15 protein-coding genes, 1 riboswitch and 1 other annotated feature (1 of these 17 running past the window's edge) are annotated in these 18,623 nt (G+C 43.3%); of the genes, 12 read left to right on the forward strand and 3 right to left on the reverse strand.

The window, feature by feature from the left end; translation table 11 throughout:
• A partial coding sequence (locus BLP46_RS09215) for a hypothetical protein (protein WP_207645229.1) occupies positions 1–723 on the reverse strand: 723 nt, incomplete at its 3' end.
• 266 nt (positions 724–989) lie between these two features.
• Here BLP46_RS09215 and BLP46_RS09220 point away from each other — a divergent pair.
• From BLP46_RS09220 to BLP46_RS09270, 12 genes are all read left to right on the forward strand, one after another.
• On the forward strand, positions 990–2,663 hold the full coding sequence (locus tag BLP46_RS09220) for an FtsW/RodA/SpoVE family cell cycle protein (RefSeq protein WP_318259558.1): 1,674 nt from the start codon (positions 990–992) through the stop codon (positions 2,661–2,663).
• Between the two features lie 87 nt (positions 2,664–2,750).
• Positions 2,751–4,151, forward strand: coding sequence for a penicillin-binding transpeptidase domain-containing protein (locus BLP46_RS09225; protein ID WP_092978401.1), 1,401 nt, complete (start codon positions 2,751–2,753; stop codon positions 4,149–4,151).
• Between the two features lie 71 nt (positions 4,152–4,222).
• The gene (gene secA, locus BLP46_RS09230) at positions 4,223–7,093 is read left to right on the forward strand and encodes a preprotein translocase subunit SecA (RefSeq protein ID WP_092978403.1); all 2,871 of its coding nucleotides are present in this window, start codon (positions 4,223–4,225) and stop codon (positions 7,091–7,093) included.
• A gap of 288 nt (positions 7,094–7,381) precedes the next feature.
• On the forward strand, positions 7,382–8,620 hold the full coding sequence (locus BLP46_RS09235) for an SPFH domain-containing protein (protein ID WP_092978404.1): 1,239 nt from the start codon (positions 7,382–7,384) through the stop codon (positions 8,618–8,620).
• Between the two features lie 14 nt (positions 8,621–8,634).
• Positions 8,635–9,732, forward strand: a complete 1,098-nt coding sequence (locus BLP46_RS09240; RefSeq protein ID WP_092978405.1) for a TFIIB-type zinc ribbon-containing protein — start codon at positions 8,635–8,637, stop codon at positions 9,730–9,732.
• Entirely contained in the window at positions 9,729–10,550 is an 822-nt protein-coding gene (locus tag BLP46_RS09245; protein ID WP_092978407.1) for a TPM domain-containing protein, read from the forward strand. The genes BLP46_RS09240 and BLP46_RS09245 overlap by 4 nt, the downstream gene beginning before the upstream one ends.
• Positions 10,551–10,827: 277 nt before the next feature.
• Positions 10,828–11,082, forward strand: a complete 255-nt coding sequence (locus tag BLP46_RS09250; protein WP_092978409.1) for a TM1266 family iron-only hydrogenase system putative regulator — start codon at positions 10,828–10,830, stop codon at positions 11,080–11,082.
• An 11-nt stretch (positions 11,083–11,093) separates the two neighbouring features.
• A complete protein-coding gene (gene hydE, locus BLP46_RS09255; RefSeq protein ID WP_092978411.1) occupies positions 11,094–12,161 on the forward strand; it encodes a [FeFe] hydrogenase H-cluster radical SAM maturase HydE in 1,068 nt (355 codons plus the stop codon).
• Positions 12,154–13,581: a [FeFe] hydrogenase H-cluster radical SAM maturase HydG gene (gene hydG / locus BLP46_RS09260; RefSeq protein ID WP_092978413.1), complete on the forward strand. Its 1,428-nt coding sequence runs from the start codon at positions 12,154–12,156 to the stop codon at positions 13,579–13,581. The genes hydE and hydG overlap by 8 nt, the downstream gene beginning before the upstream one ends.
• Positions 13,582–13,630: 49 nt before the next feature.
• Positions 13,631–14,827 carry a [FeFe] hydrogenase H-cluster maturation GTPase HydF gene (gene hydF / locus BLP46_RS09265; RefSeq protein ID WP_092978415.1) on the forward strand — a complete coding sequence of 399 codons (1,197 nt, stop codon included), beginning with the start codon at positions 13,631–13,633 and terminating at the stop codon, positions 14,825–14,827.
• 4 nt (positions 14,828–14,831) lie between these two features.
• The gene (locus BLP46_RS13085; RefSeq protein ID WP_167669236.1) at positions 14,832–14,972 is read left to right on the forward strand and encodes a hypothetical protein; all 141 of its coding nucleotides are present in this window, start codon (positions 14,832–14,834) and stop codon (positions 14,970–14,972) included.
• Between the two features lie 51 nt (positions 14,973–15,023).
• Positions 15,024–15,096: riboswitch (Fluoride riboswitch) on the forward strand.
• A gap of 58 nt (positions 15,097–15,154) precedes the next feature.
• Entirely contained in the window at positions 15,155–16,429 is a 1,275-nt protein-coding gene (locus BLP46_RS09270) for a chloride channel protein (RefSeq protein WP_092978417.1), read from the forward strand.
• Positions 16,430–16,514: 85 nt separating this feature from the next.
• Here the strand turns inward: BLP46_RS09270 and trpA are convergent, their stop codons facing one another.
• Both trpA and trpB read right to left on the reverse strand, forming a co-directional pair.
• Positions 16,515–17,285: a tryptophan synthase subunit alpha gene (gene trpA / locus BLP46_RS09275; protein WP_092978420.1), complete on the reverse strand. Its 771-nt coding sequence runs from the start codon at positions 17,283–17,285 to the stop codon at positions 16,515–16,517.
• Entirely contained in the window at positions 17,278–18,462 is a 1,185-nt protein-coding gene (trpB, locus tag BLP46_RS09280; protein WP_092978422.1) for a tryptophan synthase subunit beta, read from the reverse strand. The genes trpA and trpB overlap by 8 nt, the downstream gene beginning before the upstream one ends.
• A 126-nt stretch (positions 18,463–18,588) precedes the next feature.
• Positions 18,589–18,623: a binding site (T-box leader), on the reverse strand (it continues 208 nt past the right edge of the window).

Here is an 18,623-nt window from a genome sequence, read left to right on the forward strand (position 1 = left end):
AGACAAATCTCCGCTGCCCGATTCAACGTTTGCGGCATCGTATTTTTTGCTTAAATCTGCCGAGATTGTAATTTTGCCCTGCTTGTTATCGTCAATTTTTATATTGTCACCTGCGGTTAAAATTCTTTGAAAACGCTCATCAACCTCTTCGGCAGTATAAACATCTTCTTCATTGATTTTTTTCGCAAGCTCTGCATCAATTTCCGATTTTGTGTATGTATCAGACTTGTCAGCCTTTAAATCAAGGCTTGTTTTATTGATTTTGCCGATGTTTTCGTCAAGCAGATTTTGCTGTTCCTGAAGCTTTTTTAAAGCTTGGTAGGCCTCCTCACGCAGTTTTAGGGTCTCTGAATTAGGGTTTTCGTATTCCTTGTCCTCAATGGCAAGGCTTTCGTCTGCATAGAGCCGCACTATTTCTGTCTGAAACACAAGTCCTGTGCTGTTTGTGCCCTCAATTTGCAATTCAAAGCTTCCGTGAACAAAAATATCGTTTTTGGTTACCACCCAGCGTATGAGAGTGCCCTCGCCGTCGGTTCCCACATAAGAAGGAGTTACCGAGTTTACGCTTCCGTCGGAAAATCTAAGGTGCAGAGAATATGATATGCTGTCATCCGACACACCCTTGATGTAAAATTCCTGAGTGTATGCAAGATTGTCGCCCGTAACGCCAACGCAGTCGCCGTTTATGCAGTCAACCGGCTTTTTCATATTATATATAATCAATTTACCACCTCCGACTTAGCGAATATAAAAGATAAAATTGCATATTTTTATGCAATTATTATCAACAAAAAATTAATTTGGACTTTTCACAACTTGTTGTGGCAAATATTTGTTCCGGTGTGATTGCAAATATTTCAAAAACTTGACTTTTAAGGCAAAGTAAGGTATTATCTAAGATGTATAGGTATCTGTTTTTATTTGGTATAAAACGGATTTAAATATACTTGTGTTTATATTGATTTCAGGTAAAGGAGTTGAGAGGTATATTGTTTTTTTCAGCAATATTTGATATCGGCGTTGTAGCGCTCAGAATCTTGCTGCCGGTTTATGCAATTATTATTGTATATCAGTGTTATGCCGCAATGCGCAGACGCAGACGTCCCGAAACTCCCCTTGTAACATTGGTTAATCCGCAGACGGGCCTTAAGCTTCCGGTTTTGTTTTGGGAAAATTCAATCGGAAGAAGCAGGTCAAGCGATATAGTGGTTGATGACCCAACCGTATCAAGAAGCCATTGCGTTTTGTTAAGGCGAAGCGACGGCTGGTTTATTACCGACACCGGTTCCAAAAGCGGAACATACGTAAACGGCGAAAAAATTGAGGAAAGAACTCAGTTATTGATAGACGATGTTATCGGCGTCGGAAATTCCGAGTTTGAATTTAAGCGTGGTGAGGAATATCACGAAAGGCTTGATTCAAGCTGGTTTTTCAGAAAAGTAAACAACAAGCCTGCCATAAAGTCGTGGAAACTTATGCTGATGATAACGCTGTTCCATTTCTTTATGTGCGTTGAGGCAATGTTTTGGAATGACGCAACAAATCCTTTCTCTCCGCTTGTGCTTTTTGCCGCTCTTGCGGGAGTTGAGTGGGCATTCTTCTTTGTGTCGTCATACATACTCAGACGAGTAAACTTTGAGCTTGAGGCGTTGGCGCTGTTTTTGACAGGAACAGGAGTAATGCTGCTTGTGCGGCAGGTGGAACGTTCCGCATATGTTCAGCTGATAGCGGCGGCAGTGGGTATGATACTGTTCTGCGTGATTATCAAATTCATTCAGAACCCCGACAAAGTAAACAAGCTCAGATTTCCTATGATGATTGTTGCCGTGGGGTTGCTTTTGACGAGTGTTATATTCGGTAAAACCACAGGCGGTGCGGCAAACTGGATATATATCGGCTCAATCTCAATTCAGCCGTCAGAGCTTGTAAAGGTAATTTATATATTCATCGGTTCAAGTGCCCTTGATAAGTTGCAAACCAAAAAGAACCTTCTTGAATTTATTGTATTTTCAATTGTTTGTGTCGGACTTTTGGCTTTGATGGGCGACTTCGGTACCGCTTTGATATTCTTTATGACGTTTTTGCTTATAGCGTTTATGCGTTCGGGCGACTTTAAGACTATTATTCTTGCAGTTGCTGCGGCAGTGTTCGGCGCAACCATTATACTTCGTTTTAAACCGTACGTTGCCAACCGTTTCAAGGCTTGGCGTCATGTATGGGATTACGCACAGGACCAGGGCTATCAGCAGGTACACGTGCTCACCTTTATTGCCAGCGGCGGTTTGTTCGGCGTTGGTATAGGCAACGGCTTCCTAAAGCAGGTAGCTGCTTCGGAAAGCGACCTTGTATTCGGACTTGTGTCCGAAGAAATGGGCATTATTGTTGCAATTACTCTTGCGCTTGCAGTAGCACTTCTTGTTGTGTATGCAAGGGCAATTACCACCCGAAGCAGAAGCACATTCTATTCAATCTCGGCTTGCTGTGCGGCAGGTCTGCTGGTTGTTCAGCTTGCGCTTAACATTTTCGGTGCAACAGACATTCTTCCTCTTACCGGTGTAACTTTTCCGTTCATAAGCAGCGGCGGTTCCAGTATCATCAGTTGTTGGGGTTTGTTGGCGTTTGTTAAGGCTGCCGACGAAAGAACCTATTCGATGAAAAGATAAAATTTATAATTTACAAAGATAAGATAAATAAAAAACACAGTTGTTTGGCTTTTTAGGCTTTAAACACCAAAACAAAGGTGGCGTTTTATGAAACGAGTGCTTCGCAGAAGCGTGCTGATATTTATAATTACGATTGCGTTTATCGGCGGAATGTGCTTCTTTGCGTTTGAATTGCTTACAAATGCCGAAGATTGGGCAAATCAACCGTATAATGCTCACATTGTGGGAAGCGGCGGACTTGCTCAAGCAGGTATAATATATGACAGAAACGGCGAAATACTGGCGCAGACAATCGACGAAAAGCGTGTTTATAACGATAACGAAAGCGTGCGCAAGGGTTTGCTTCATGTTGTCGGCGATAACAGTTTGAATATTTCAACCGCTATCCAGAGCAGATATCGTTCACAGCTTACCGGATACAGTCTTATGTGGGGACTTAATATGCCCCAGTCACTTAGGGTTTCACACGATATGAAACTTACGGTTGACGCAAAAACTTGTGCGGTTGCCTATGATATGTTGACAAATTACGACAAAAAAGGCGCTTGTGTTGTATATAATTATAAAACAGGAGAGGTAATTTGCTCGGTCAGCACATATGCATACGACCCGGGTGCCCCTCCGGAAATCACCGAAGAAAACGAGAGCGAATATGACGGCGTTTATGTTGATAATGTTTTATCATCCACATATACTCCGGGTTCAATTTTTAAAATAGTAACGGCGGCAGCCGCAATTGAAAACATTCCCGATATTTACGAAAGAACTTGGAATTGCACGGGAAGCGAAGAAATCGGCGGAAGTGCCGTAACCTGTGTATCCGCTCACGGAGAGCTTACTTTTAAAGAGGCTTTGGCACATTCCTGCAACATAGTTTTTGCAGAGCTTGCCGTTGAACTCGGCAGCGATAAAATGACCGCTGAGGCAGAAAAAGTCGGCATAAACAAGTCTTTTTCGGTTGACGGCTTAAAGACGGCAAGCGGAAGCTATGATGTTTCAAATGCAAACACCAACCAGCTTGCATGGTCGGGAATAGGTCAGTATACAGATACGGTAAATCCTATGCAGATGGCTGTTATATGCGGCGCAATTGCAAACGGCGGAACGCCTGTTGAGCCGACTTTAATTAAAAGCAGTACAAATGAACTGCTGAAATCCCTGAATCTTACGTCAAACAAATCGGGCAAGGAGCTTTTCAGCCCTGATACCGCTTCAAAACTTGACGAGCTTATGCGATACACAATTACAGGATATTACGGTGACGATTTGTTCGGCGACCTTAAGGTTTGTGCAAAGACAGGTACTGCCGAAATCGGCAACGGCAAAGACCCGAATGCCTGGATGGTGGGATATTCACAGGATGAAGATTGCCCGCTTGCGTTTGCCTGTGTGGTAGAAGATTCGGGATTCGGAATAGAATACGCAGGTCCGGTTGCCGAGGCGGCAATGAAACAAGCCGCTCAATGCATCAGGGATCAGAAAAATTAAGGAAATAAACTGACGGTATTTTTGTTTTACTGACAAGAAAAATGTACGTTTGTACAGAGAGGATAATAAGAATGAACTTTTTGAAAGCGATGTTCGGAAATTACAGCAAACGAGAGGTTAAGCGCATTCAGCCTATATGCGACAAGGTGCTTGCCCTTGAGGATAAATATTCGGCTATGAGCGAAAGCGAGCTCAAAAATCAGACAGCAGTGTTAAAGGAACGCCTTGCAAACGGCGAAACAACAGACGATATTTTGCCGGAGGCATTTGCAACCTGCCGTGAGGCAAGCTGGCGTGTGCTTGGAATGAAGCACTTTCCCGTTCAGATTATCGGCGGTATAGTTCTTCACCAGGGCAGAATTGCCGAGATGAAAACCGGTGAAGGTAAAACCTTGGTTGCAACCCTTCCTGCATATCTTAACGCTCTTACAGGAGAGGGCGTACACATTGTAACAGTCAACGATTACCTTGCACGCCGTGACTCGGAGTGGATGGGTAAACTATACAGATACCTCGGTCTTGAGGTAGGTCTTATCGTTCACGACCTTGATAATGACTTAAGAAAGCAGGCTTATGCCGCTGATATTACATACGGAACCAACAACGAGCTTGGATTTGATTATCTTCGTGATAATATGGTTGTTTATAAAGAGCAAAAGGTTCAGCGCGGACATGCCTATGCAATTGTCGATGAGGTTGACTCAATCCTCATTGATGAAGCGAGAACCCCTCTTATCATTTCGGGTAAGGGCAACAAGTCCACAGATTTGTACGAAAGAGCCGACAAGTTTGCCAAAACACTTAAAATTCAGCGCTTTGCAGAACTTGACTCCAAAGAGGATATGGAGAGCTATTACCAGGAAAACGGCATAGATTACGTTGTTGATGAAAAGCAGAAAACAGCAACACTTACACAGAGCGGTGTAAAAAAGGCTGAGGAATACTTTAATATTGAAAATCTTACCGACCCTGAAAACCTTACAATTCAGCATCACATCAACCAGGCTATCAAGGCCAACGGCGTTATGAAAAATGACGTTGACTATGTTGTTAAGGACGGCGAAGTTCTTATTGTCGATGAATTTACAGGTCGTATTATGTACGGCAGACGTTTTAACGAGGGTCTTCACCAGGCTATTGAAGCAAAAGAGGGCGTTAAGGTTCAGAGCGAAAGCAAGACACTTGCAACAATTACTTTCCAGAACTACTTCCGTCTTTATAAAAAGCTTGCCGGTATGACCGGTACCGCTCAGACAGAGTCAGAAGAATTTGAAGAGATTTACAAACTTGACGTTGTTGAAATTCCTACAAACAAGCCTGTTATCCGTAAGGATTTGCCAGATTCGGTTTACAAGACCGAGAACGGCAAGTTTAATGCGGTAATTAACCAAATTGCAGAGGCTCACGAAAAGGGACAGCCTGTGCTTGTAGGTACAATTTCAATCGAAAAGTCAGAGCTTCTCTCAAAAATGTTAAAACGCCGTGGAATTAAACACAACGTGCTCAATGCTAAGCAGCACGACAAGGAAGCTGAAATTGTTGCTCAGGCAGGTAAACTTGGCGCAGTAACAATTGCAACCAACATGGCAGGTCGTGGTACCGATATTACCCTCGGCGGTAATGCTGAGTATATGGCAAAGGCTTCAATGCGTAAGAAAGGCTTTGCTGAAGAATTAATCGAAGAAGCTACCGGATATGCCGAAACTGATGATGAGGAAATCATTAACGCAAGAAAAACATTCAGAGAGTTGAATGATAAATACAAAGAAGAAATCAAGGACGAAGCAGAACAGGTGCGTCAGGCAGGCGGTCTTATGATTATCGGTACAGAGCGTCACGAATCACGCCGTATTGATAACCAGTTGAGAGGTCGTTCAGGACGTCAGGGCGACCCGGGTGTAAGCCGTTTCTTCTTGTCAACCGAAGACGACCTTATGCGTTTGTTCGGTGGCGACAGAATGAAGATGATGATGGAGCGTATGAACGTTGATGAGGATACGCCGATAGAAAACAAGATGCTCTCTAACATCATTGAAAGTTCACAGGAAAAGGTAGAGCTTCGTAACTTTGGTATTCGTAAAGACGTACTTCAGTATGACGATGTTCTTAACCGCCAGCGTGAGATAATCTACGGTCAGCGTGACCAGGTTCTTAACGGTGAAGATTTGCACGATACTGTTATTAAGATGATATCAGATACCGTTGAAACTTCAATTAAGCATTACTTGCCGGAAGGTCCGAAAGAAAACTGGAACTTCCAGAGTCTTAAAGATTACTATAAGGATTGGATAATCAGAGACGAAAGCAAATACGACTTTGAAATCGAAGACCTTGAGGGAATAGAGCCTGAGGAAATCGGTCAGATGATAGTTGATGACGCTCTCGAAATCTATAAGGAAAACGAGAAGCTCTTGCCTGCCGAGACTATGCGTGAGATGGAACGAGTTTATTTGCTTAAAAGTGTTGATACGCACTGGATGGATCACATTGATGATATGGAACAGCTCAAGTCAGGTATCAGACTTCGTTCATACGGTCAGCACGACCCTGTTGTTGAATACCGTCTTGAAGGTTTTGATATGTTTGATGAGATGATTGAAAGCATTCGTGAAGATACTGTAAAGCTTATGCTCGTCATGCCGAAGAGAGTATATGAGATTCAAAAGCGTCAGGAAGCTATTGAGGCTGCCCGCAAGGCTGCCGAAAAGCAGGCTGCTGCCGTACATCAGGTTGTTCTCAACGGAAATGAGCAGAATCAACAGCCGGATGCAGTACAGGCTGCGCTCAAGCGTGAACAGGTTGCTCAGCCTACTCAGGTTTCGTCAGACGGAACCGACCTTGCAAACAAGACTGTTCGCAAAGGTAAAAAAATCGGCAGAAATGACCCTTGCCCATGCGGAAGCGGCAAAAAGTATAAGAAATGCTGCGGACGTGACCTTTAATCATTGATAAAGTAAATAGAATTTGTACAGGCAACCGATATTTTCGGCTGCCTGTTTGTCTATATAGAGAATTTTTATTTTAAAGATAGTATAAATATTAATTTTTATGCGTGATATTTATAATCAGCAGTATGTTCAAAAATTGAAATTTGTATATAGTGGCAAATTTTTGCCTGTAAATTCATTATATTAACATATTGCTTTTTTTTAAAAAAAATATTAAAATATACTAAACAGTTTGTAGTTTTGCAAGCTTTTACTAAAAAACAAATTAAGGAGAAATTTATTATGGGTATTATTAAAGCGGCGCTAAATGCAGTTGGTGGGGCACTTGCCGATTCTTGGCTTGAGGTCATTGAGCCGGCACCTATGGGGGAAAACACCTGCATAGTTCCGGGACAGCTTATTACTCAAAACGGAAAGAGTCAGAATAAAAAGGGCTCTTCAAATATTGTTTCAAACGGCTCAATTATTCACGTTTATGACGGACAGTTTATGATTTTGGTTGACGGCGGAAAGATTGTTGACTTTACAGCCGAACCGGGTTACTTCAAGGTTGACAACAGCTCTATGCCGTCTCTGTTTACCGGTCAGTTTGGCGATTCAATAAAAGAGGCTTTTAACCGTGTAAAATTCGGCGGAGTGCCGTCTCAGGCTCAAAAGGTCTTTTACATCAATATGCAGGAAATGAAAAATATCAAATTTGGTACTGCAAATCCTGTAAATTATTTTGATAATTTCTATAATGCAGAGTTGTTTATCCGCGCTCACGGAACATACTCAATCCACGTTACAGACCCGATGAAGTTTTATGAGCAGGTTATTCCCCGCTCTGCAATCACAAACAACGAGAGCGTTGAATTTCAGTCGCTTAACCAGCAGTACTGCGATGAATTTATCGAGGCTTTGGGTGCCGCAATCAACCAATATTCGGCTGACGGCAACCGTATAAGCTTTATCACCTCAAAGAGCCGCGAACTCGGCAAATATATGAGCAATACCCTTGACGAAGAATGGAACCAGCTTCGCGGTATGGAAGTAGTTTCTGTCGGTATCAAGGTTTCTTATGACGAAGAATCTCAGGCTCTTATCAATATGCGCAACAAGGGCGCAATGCTTTCCGACGACAGAATCCAAAAGGGATATGTTGCGGGAAATATCTCAGAGGGACTTAAAGACGCAGGTTCTAACGCAAACGGAGCCATGGCAGGATTTGTCGGAATGGGCATGGGTATGAATGCAGGCGCAAACATACTCGGCAGTTATCCTACACAGCCTCAGCAGCCTCAACAGCAATATCAGCAGCCACAACAGCCACAGCAACAGCAGCAGGCTCCTCAGGGAGCGGCAGGAGCTGCACCTCAGGGTGGCTGGACTTGCGAGTGCGGCAATGTGAACACAGGAAACTTCTGCTCAGAATGCGGAAAGCCAAAGCCCGCTGCTCAAAAGAAGCGTTTTTGTACAAATTGCGGAGCGGAACTCAGCGCAGACGCAAAATTCTGCCCTGAGTGCGGTACAAAGGCATAATTTTGAGGGGATGTATGGCTACAATAAATTATAAATGCCCCAACTGCGGCGGTCCTTTAAAGTTTAATCCTGACAAACAAAAATTCAGTTGTGAATACTGTATGTCGGATTTTGACGAAAAGACTATTCAGGATTTGTACGCAGAACAAGAGGCTAAAGAAAGCCGTGCCGACAGGGAAGAACAGCGTGCAAAGGAAAAGGCGGAAAAAACTTCCGGACAGGAAAACACTGCTTCGGAGGAAGACGCTGTTGTTTACACCTGCCCCAGCTGCGGCGCAGAGGTTGTAACCACCGCTTCAACTGCCGCAACAACTTGTTTCTATTGTCAGAACCCTGTTGTTCTTGGTGGCAGATTGTCCGGAGAATTTAAACCCGACAGGGTTGTGCCGTTTGCACTTTCAAAAGATTCCGCAACCAAAAAGTTTATGGAAATGTGCGGAAAAAAGTGGTTTTTGCCTAAGGATTTTGCGAGTGAAAAACAGTTTGATAAATTTAACGGAGTGTACTTTCCGTATTGGTATGTAGACGAGCAAAAGCAGGCAAGTATGGTGGCAAAAGGTGAAAAAATCCGCACTTGGACTGTCGGCAGAAAACACTATACCGAAACAAGCACATATCGCCTTTACCGAACAGGCGACCTTGTAATAAAAAATGTATTTGAGCGTGCTCTTAAAAACAATGACCGTGAAATGCTTCAATGCGTTCATCCTTTTGACCTTAAAAAGGCTCAGGATTTTGCGATGTCATATCTTTCGGGATTTCAGGCAGAAAAGCGTGACCTTGAAAAAACTGATGTTTCACAGGAAGTTGAACAGCGTATTCAGGAATATGCAAAGGATCTTCTCCAAGAGACAATGTCTGAATATACTGCTATTCGTACAGAAAACTATAATGATAAGACTGAGCTTGAGTCTTGGAACTATACGCTTCTGCCTGTTTGGATAACTACATATAAGTACGGGGACAAAATATTCCCGTATGCAATCAACGGTCAAACCGGAAAAACTTTCGGTAAACTTCCGGTATCAAAAGGAAAACTTGCGTTGTTGTTTGCAATTGTAACAGTTGCCGTGTTTATATTGGGCGTGTTGGGAGGTATGTTGTTCTTATGATTAAGATTACAAAAAGACTTTCCGTGCTTATTTGCTCAATAATACTGGTTGCTGTCTCAAGCGTAACATTTTTTGCGCAGAGTACCTATGTTCTTGCGGACGACGCATCAATTTTCAGCCAACAGGAAACCACAACTCTCAGCGAGCTTATGCAAAGCATCGGTGAAGAGACAGGCTGGCAGATTATTGTGCATACTTCTAACGATAATATAAGTTCCGATAATATGGAAACATATTATAATAATACTTATTATGACGGTCAGGACTTTGAATACGACAGCGTAATGCTGGTAATCGATAATGCGTCAAACAACCGTATTATCCTTACTCACGGCACTGCAATGGAGTATTTTGACGATGACCGTATGACAGAAATTAAATCAAGAATGAAGCCTTATCTTAGCCAAGGCGATATGTATAACGCTACTCTTGAATTTCTTAATACAACCGAGGAATTTTACAGTAACGGAATTACCGAAGACGGTTCATATGATAACGTAACCATTAATGAAAATTACGAGAAGCAAAAAAATCCGCTTCTCTACACACTTTCTCACTATGGTGTTATAATCGGTGTTGTCGCTGTAATTGCAGGCGGAGTTTCTGTATTAATCGTGTATTTGCGTTATAAGGATAACGGAAAGAAAGGAACTTACGACCTTAATGCAAACAGCGTTGTTAATATTACAGACAGCCACGATGAATTCCTGAACAAAACTGTTACCGTAAGGACGGATCCGCCGCCAAGTTCGGATTCGGGCAGTAGCAGCAGCGGAGGCGGCGGAGGTTCGTCGCACGGCAGCAGCGGAAGCTTCTGATTTAAAATGAAATACGCTCTGCTCTATTGTTAAACTTAATTGAATATTGTGTATCTGACGCAGAAATTTAATTGACGCATAAGAACGCTTTTTCGCAGACGGGTAAGTTATACCCTGCTGCGGCAACTTGAATTTAAGCGGTGTCAGTATGTGCTGGCGCCGCTTTTGTGTTAACAAATTTTGAAAAAATGCACAAAGTTTTATCAAGATACACTTCATTTATAATAACAAATCATAAATTACTATGATTAAGAAAGGCATGGAAAACCTGCATAAAATGGAAAATTCAGATACACGTGTTGCTGTTATCAGCATAATTGTTGAAAATCCCGACAGCGTACCCAAAATAAATGAAATTCTTCACTTGGCAGCTGATAACATTATCGGGCGAATGGGAATACCGTATAAGAAAAAGAATATCAACATAATAAGCATTGTAATTGACACAAAGCTTGATGTTATCAGAACGGTTTCGGGCAAGCTCGGAAGATTGCCCGGTGTGACAGCAAAAACCGCATACTCTAAAAAATAAGGCGGTGAGTTATGAACTGTATTGATATAATTGAAAAAATCGAATCGGAACATTCCGCTTCGAAAGAGGAATACGCTTTTTTGTTAAAGAATATATCCGCAGGCGAGCGGGAGCTTTTGCGAAAAAAGGCGCAGAAAACTGCCCTCAACGTATTTGGCAACAAAGTTTTTATCCGAGGATTAATAGAAATTTCAAGCGTCTGTAAAAACGACTGCCGCTATTGCGGAATACGCAAATCGAACCGAAATGCAGTGCGATACAGACTGACAAAAGAGCAGATTTTGGAATGTTGTAAAAACGGTTACGGCCTCGGTTTTCGCACCTTTGTGCTTCAGGGCGGCGAAGACGGATATTTTACAGACGAGGTAATGACCGATATTGTAAGCACTGTAAGAAAAGAATATCCCGACTGTGCAATAACTCTTTCGCTTGGCGAGAGGGGGTATCAAAGCTTTAAAAAACTTTTTGAAGCAGGCGCAAATCGCTATCTTTTGCGGCATGAGACCGCCGATATGGAGCATTACAACAAGCTTCACCCAAACGAGATGTCGTTTGAACGCCGCAGGCAATCTTTGTTTTGGTTAAAAGAAATCGGATATCAGACAGGCGCAGGATTTATGGTGGGTTCACCGTACCAAACCTTTGAAACGCTTGCAGAGGACTTGATATTTATTAAGGAGTTAAATCCCGAAATGTGCGGCATAGGTCCGTTTATTCCGCATAAAGACACGGAATACCGCAATTATCCGAGCGGAAGCCTTGAACTTACGCTAACGTTGTTGTCGATAATTCGGCTTTTAAAGCCCGATATACTTCTCCCCGCAACAACCGCTTTGGGCACCGTTGATGCAAAGGGGCGTGAGATGGGGATACTACACGGCGCAAACGTGGTTATGCCGAACCTGTCACCTGCCGAGCACCGTGCGGATTACTCACTGTACGACAACAAAATTTGCACAGGAGATGAGGCGGCGGAGTGTATAAAATGCCTGTCAGGCAGAATGAAATCAATCGGTTATCAAATCGTGACCGACAGGGGCGATTATTGCCCAAACGAAAGGAAGCAGAAAGATGTATAAGTACGACCCAAAATCCCTTGTTGCAGATGAATTTATTAACGATGAGGAGATTAAAGACACCCTTAGGTTTGCCGACGAAAATAAGGATAACCTTGAGCTTATCGACAAAATTATCGAAAAGGCTAAGCTGAGAAAGGGCATTGACCACAGAGAAGCAAGCGTTTTGCTGGCGTGTGATAATCCACAAAAGCTTGATGAGATTTATGCCCTTGCTCAGCAGATAAAAAAAGATTTTTACGGCGACAGAATCGTAATGTTTGCCCCGCTGTATTTGTCAAACTATTGCGTAAACGGCTGCGTTTACTGTCCGTATCACGCCAAAAACAAACATATCTGCCGCAAAAAACTGACTCAGGAAGAAGTAAAAAAAGAGGTTATTGCCCTCCAGGATATGGGACATAAACGCCTTGCAATCGAAGCAGGAGAAGACCCCGTAAATAACCCGATTGAATATATTCTCGACTGCATCAAGACGATATATTCCATAAAACACAAAAACGGCGCAATCCGCAGAGTAAACGTAAACATAGCGGCAACAACCGTTGAAAATTACCGAAAGCTAAAGGATGCAGGAATCGGAACATATATATTGTTCCAGGAAACCTACAACAAAGAAAGCTACGAAAAACTTCATCCCACGGGTCCAAAACATAACTACAACTATCATACGGAAGCCATGGACAGAGCAATGGAGGGCGGAATTGATGATGTCGGACTGGGAGTTTTGTTCGGACTTGAGCTTTACCGCTATGAGCTTGCAGGACTTCTTATGCACGCAGAACACCTTGAAGCCGTACACGGCGTCGGTCCTCACACCATAAGCGTTCCGAGAATCAAAAAAGCCGACGATATTGACCCGTCAACCTTTGACAATGGAATTGACGATGATACGTTTGCAAAGATAACGGCAATCATACGCATTGCCGTGCCTTATACAGGTATGATTATCTCGACAAGAGAGGGGCAAAAGGTGCGTGAACAGGTTATTAAACTGGGAATTTCTCAGATTAGCGGTGCTTCGTGCACAAGCGTCGGAGGTTATGACCACCCTGAAGCCGAGGAAGAAAATTCGGCTCAGTTTGATGTTTCGGACACAAGAACTCTTGACGAGGTAGTCTGTTGGCTTATGGAGCTTGGCTATATTCCGTCGTTTTGCACGGCTTGTTACCGTGAGGGAAGAACGGGCGACAGGTTTATGGCATTGTGCAAGAACGGTCAAATTCAGAACTGCTGCCACCCAAATGCTCTTATGACCCTTAAAGAATATCTTATGGACTATGCAAGCGAAAAGACCAAAAAGATTGGTGACGCTTTGATAGAAAAAGAGCTTTTAAAAATTCCAAACGAAAAAGTACGAAGAATTGCAACAGAACATATAAACGATATTGAAAACAACAATAAGCGTGATTTTAGATTTTAATAGTCTTGGTGAATAAAGGGATGGGGATAAATAAAAAGGAGAAATTAAAATGGGACTTAACGACGCTCCACAATCAGAACGCATACATATTGGCTTTTTCGGCATGCGAAATGCGGGAAAATCAAGCATTGTAAACGCAGTTACAAACCAACAGATATCCGTGGTTTCCGATGTTTTGGGAACCACGACCGACCCCGTTACCAAGGCAATGGAGCTTTTGCCCCTCGGTCCTGTTGTGATAATCGACACGCCGGGATTTGATGATGAGGGAAGCCTTGGAAAGATGCGTGTAAAGCGAACAAAGCAGGTGCTTAACCGTGTTGACGTTGCGGTGCTTGTTGTTGACGGCGAAAAGGGTAAAGCCTCGGCGGACAATGAGCTGATTGAGATTTTTAAGGAAAAGAACATTCCGTACATCGTTGCCTACAATAAGTGCGATCTTGTCGGAGAAAAAAGCTATCCCGACGGAATTGCGGTAAGTGCGGCATACGGTATAAATATCAACAGCCTAAAAGAAAAAATCGGTCACTTGGTAAAGACGGACAGTATTACACGCAGACTTTGCGGAGACCTGCTTGAAAGCGGCGATGTTGCCGTGCTTGTTGTGCCGATTGACTCCGCCGCACCAAAGGGCAGGCTGATTTTGCCGCAGCAACAGACTATCCGTGATGTGCTTGAAGCAGGTGCAATTGCGGTTACCGTGCGTGAGACCGAGCTTGCGCTCACGCTTGAAAATCTTGGCACCAAGCCGAAAATCGTTATAACCGACAGCCAGGCGTTTGCCATGGTTTCAAAAATTGTGCCGCAGGACATTAAGCTCACCTCATTTTCAATACTTATGGCAAGGTACAAGGGATTTCTTGAAACCGCCGTAAAAGGAGCGGCAGCAATTGAAAACCTAAAGGACGGCGACCGTGTGCTTATTTCCGAGGGATGTACCCATCACCGCCAATGCGAGGATATCGGAACCGTAAAACTGCCAAAATGGCTCAAAAAATATACGGGCAAGGACATAATTATTGAAACGTCGTCTGGCAAGGGATTTCCCGATGATTTGTCGGACTTTAGCCTGGTTATACACTGCGGAGGCTGTATGCTCAACGAGCGTGAAATGCAGTACAGGCGCAAATTTGCCGAAGACAGCGATGTGCCGTTTACAAATTACGGAACCGCAATTGCCTATATGAACGGTATTCTGAAGCGCACACTCAGTGTGTTTCCAAACCTTGCAAAATTTTGTGGCTAATCATATGATTGAAAACGGTATGTTGCCGTATGTTATGATTTCCGAAAACAATACGGCAGGCAAAAATCTGCAAATGAGATTCGGTGCGCAGTTTGCAAAGGAAAAATGTTATTTCTTTGCAAAGGGTGCGTACGAATTTGAGTAACCCGCAGACTCAAAACTATTGATTTTGCTTTGTGTTTATGGTAAACTGTAATTAATATAAGGGAATGATGTTCTCCCACGGCGTATGCCGAAACCGCCTTTAAGCTGATGACTTCTGTTTTTGCAGGGTTGTTGGCTTTTTTAGTGCGCTCTGTTACCATAAATAAGGGGTAGGATGATTTTATGAACAAGGTAAAAAGCAGGTTGGAATTAAGCAAAAAGTTAAGAAGCTCGCCTCGGTATATTTTATCGATTATTTGGCGTGTAATTTTATTTGCGTTGTGCTCGCTTCTTATAGGAGCGGCAACGGGAGTAGCCGACGCAATTTTCGGCAGGGTGCTTTTGCTTGTGAATGATTTTCGCAGTGATCACACATATTATCTTTTGCCGTTTCTTGCGCTTGCAGGACTGTTGATTGTTTTTATCTATCAAAAATTCGGTCGTGACTCGTCAAAAGGAATGAATTTGCTTTTTGAAAAAGTACAGCACAAACGCTCAACCATCGGAATAAGATTGATTCCGTTGGTGGTTTTCAGCACATGGATTACTCACCTCTTTGGAGGAAGCTCGGGGAGAGAGGGTGTTGCCGTTCAGATTGGCGGAACAATTGGCAACTTTGTCTCGGAAAAAACAGGAATCAAAAAAAGCGGCAAGATTTTTTTGATTTCAGGTATGGCGGCAGGCTTCAGCGGATTGTTTCGCACCCCGATTGCGGCGGTGTTCTTTGCGTTAGAGGTTCTAAGTGCCGGCAAAATTGAAATTTCCGCATTGCTTCCCGCATTAATTGCCGCACTGACGGCAAGCTATGTTTCGGGGCTTTTCGGACTTAAAAGGTTTTCCGCTGTGCTTGAAACCGATTTTAACATAGATTTTAGGTTCGTTTTGTTTTTGTGTATCGGAGCGGTTTTGTTCGGCATAGTCGGCGGATTGTTTGCGTACATTTACGGCAAGACAAAGAAGTGGTTTGCAAAATGGATAAAAAATCCGTATATCCGTGTCGGCGTTATCGGAGCTATCTTAAGCGTTGTGTTTATGCTCCTATGGAACGGCAGATACAGCGGACTTAGCACGGATTTGGTTTCGGCTGCGTTTGGCGGCGGTGAAGTCTACCCTTGTGATTTTGCATTCAAATTTATTCTTACCATCGCAACACTTTCAGCAGGCTATCAGGGCGGCGAGGTTACTCCTCTGTTTATCATCGGCACAACATTCGGCGCAATGCTCGGCCCGATTTTCGGTATGCCCGTAATGCTTTTTTCCGCACTCGGATATGCCGCTGTCTTCGGTGCCGCAACAAATACTCTGATTGCTCCTATGTTCATCGGTGGCGAGCTTTTCGGCTACCAATATCTTCCGTGTTTTTTCCTTGTGTGTTCAATCGCCTATGTGTTTAACGGCAACAACAGTATTTATCCGTTGCAAATAAAGGCAGATAAACATAATTATATCAGCATTTAATACTACAAACATAACGAAAACCGCAGGAGCAAAACAACTCCTGCGGTCGGACTGTAAAAAACAGATATATTCAGTTTAGCTGAAATTAATTCATAGCATTTTTCATTTCTCTGACGTAATCGCAAACGGGCTTTACGCAATCCTTGCCGTATTTGGCAACGAGTTTTACAATTGCCGAACCGACAATTACACCGTCTGCGCTCTCAGAGATTTTTTTTGCCTGTTCCGGCGTAGAAACGCCGAATCCTACTGCACACGGAATGTCGCTTACCGACTTAACAAGACCTACCATTTTGCCGATGTCGGTTGTGATTTTTGACCTTACGCCGGTAACGCCCATTGAGGATACGCAGTATATAAATCCCTGTGCTTCTTTGGCAATCATCTTTATTCTGTCGTTAGATGTCGGAGCAATGAGAGAAATAAGGCTGATGCCGTACTTGTCGCAAGATATGCTGAGCTCGTCTTTTTCTTCATACGGAACATCGGGAACGATTACGGCTGCAATTCCGCATTCTTTGCAGCGAGCCATAAACTTGTCGGTTCCGTATACAAAAATCGGGTTTACATATGTCATTGTTGCCAATGCACACTTGATTTGAGGACGGATTTCTTTTACCATATCAAAAATTTTGTCTGTGGTTGTGCCTGCGGAAAGTGAACGCAGATCAGCCTCCTGAATTACAACGCCCTCAGCTATCGGGTCTGAAAACGGAATACCGATTTCAATTATATCCGCACCGCTTTCGCTCATGCCCACAAGCAATTTTGCCGTGGTTTCAAGGTCGGGATCGCCTGCCGTTACAAACGGTATGAATGCTTTGCCGTGCTCAAAAGCAGATTTTATATCAGTCATAAAGATTCTCCCCTCTGTATCTTGCTATTGCGGCAACGTCCTTATCGCCGCGTCCTGAAACGGTTACTACAATTATTTTGTCTTTGTCCATTGTCGGAGCCATTTTTATGCACTGTGCAACAGCGTGTGCACTCTCAATTGCAGGGATAATTCCCTCAACTCTTGATAAATACTCAAATGCCTGAACAGCTTCTTCGTCTGTAATCGGATAATATTGAGCTCTGCCTGTATCGTGAAGATTTGCGTGCTCGGGTCCGATTCCCGGGTAATCAAGTCCTGCGGATATTGAGTAAACAGGAGCAATCTGTCCGTATTTGTTTTGGCAGAAATATGATTTCATACCGTGGAAGATTCCCAGTGTGCCGTTTGCAATGGTTGCGGCATTCTTTGGATTGTCAATTCCGAGGCCTGCTGCTTCACAGCCGATGAGTTTTACGTTTTCATCCTTGATAAATTCATAGAAGGTGCCCATTGCGTTGCTTCCGCCGCCTACGCACGCCATAACAACATCAGGAAGTTTTCCTTCTTTTTCGAATAACTGTTGCTTGATTTCTTTGCCGATTACACTTTGAAAGTCACGAACAACCATCGGGAACGGATGTGGTCCCATAACCGAGCCGATTACATAGTGAGTATCGCTTACACGGTTTGTCCACTCACGCATAGCTTCGTTTACCGCGTCTTTTAGCGTCATTGTGCCGGTTTCAACGGCGTGAACCTTTGCGCCGAGGAGCTTCATTCTGTATACGTTAAGTGCCTGGCGAATTGTGTCCTCTTTGCCCATAAAGATTTCACATTCAAGTCCCAAAAGAGCGGCAACGGTTGCTGTTGCAACTCCGTGCTGACCTGCGCCTGTTTCTGCAATTACTCTTGTTTTGCCCATTTTTTTGGCAAGCAGGCACTGACCGAGACAGTTGTTGATTTTGTGAGAGCCTGTGTGATTCAAATCCTCACGCTTTAGGTATATCTTTGCGCCGCCCAAATCTTTTGTCATTTTTTCGGCATAATAAAGACGAGAAGGTCTTCCTGCATATTCACGCATAAGCGTGTCAAGTTCAGCGACAAATTCGGGGTCGTTTTTGTATTTGTTGTACGCTTTCTCAAACTCATTAATAGCGTTCATCAGCGTTTCGGGAACATACTGTCCGCCGTGAATGCCAAATCTTCCTTTTGACATAGTAACTCTCCTTTTAATACTTTTTGTTTTCGTTTGCAGATGATTGAATTGACCGACAAAAATCAATTTGGCAACTCAGGCATTTGCAAAACATATTCTCAGACAAACAAAAAAGACCTTTGTCCCATAAGGGACAAAAGTCTGATAAACTTCTGCGGTAC

The organism is Ruminococcus sp. YE282 (assembly GCA_900101355.1).
GTDB lineage: Bacteria > Bacillota > Clostridia > Oscillospirales > Acutalibacteraceae > Ruminococcoides > Ruminococcoides bromii_A.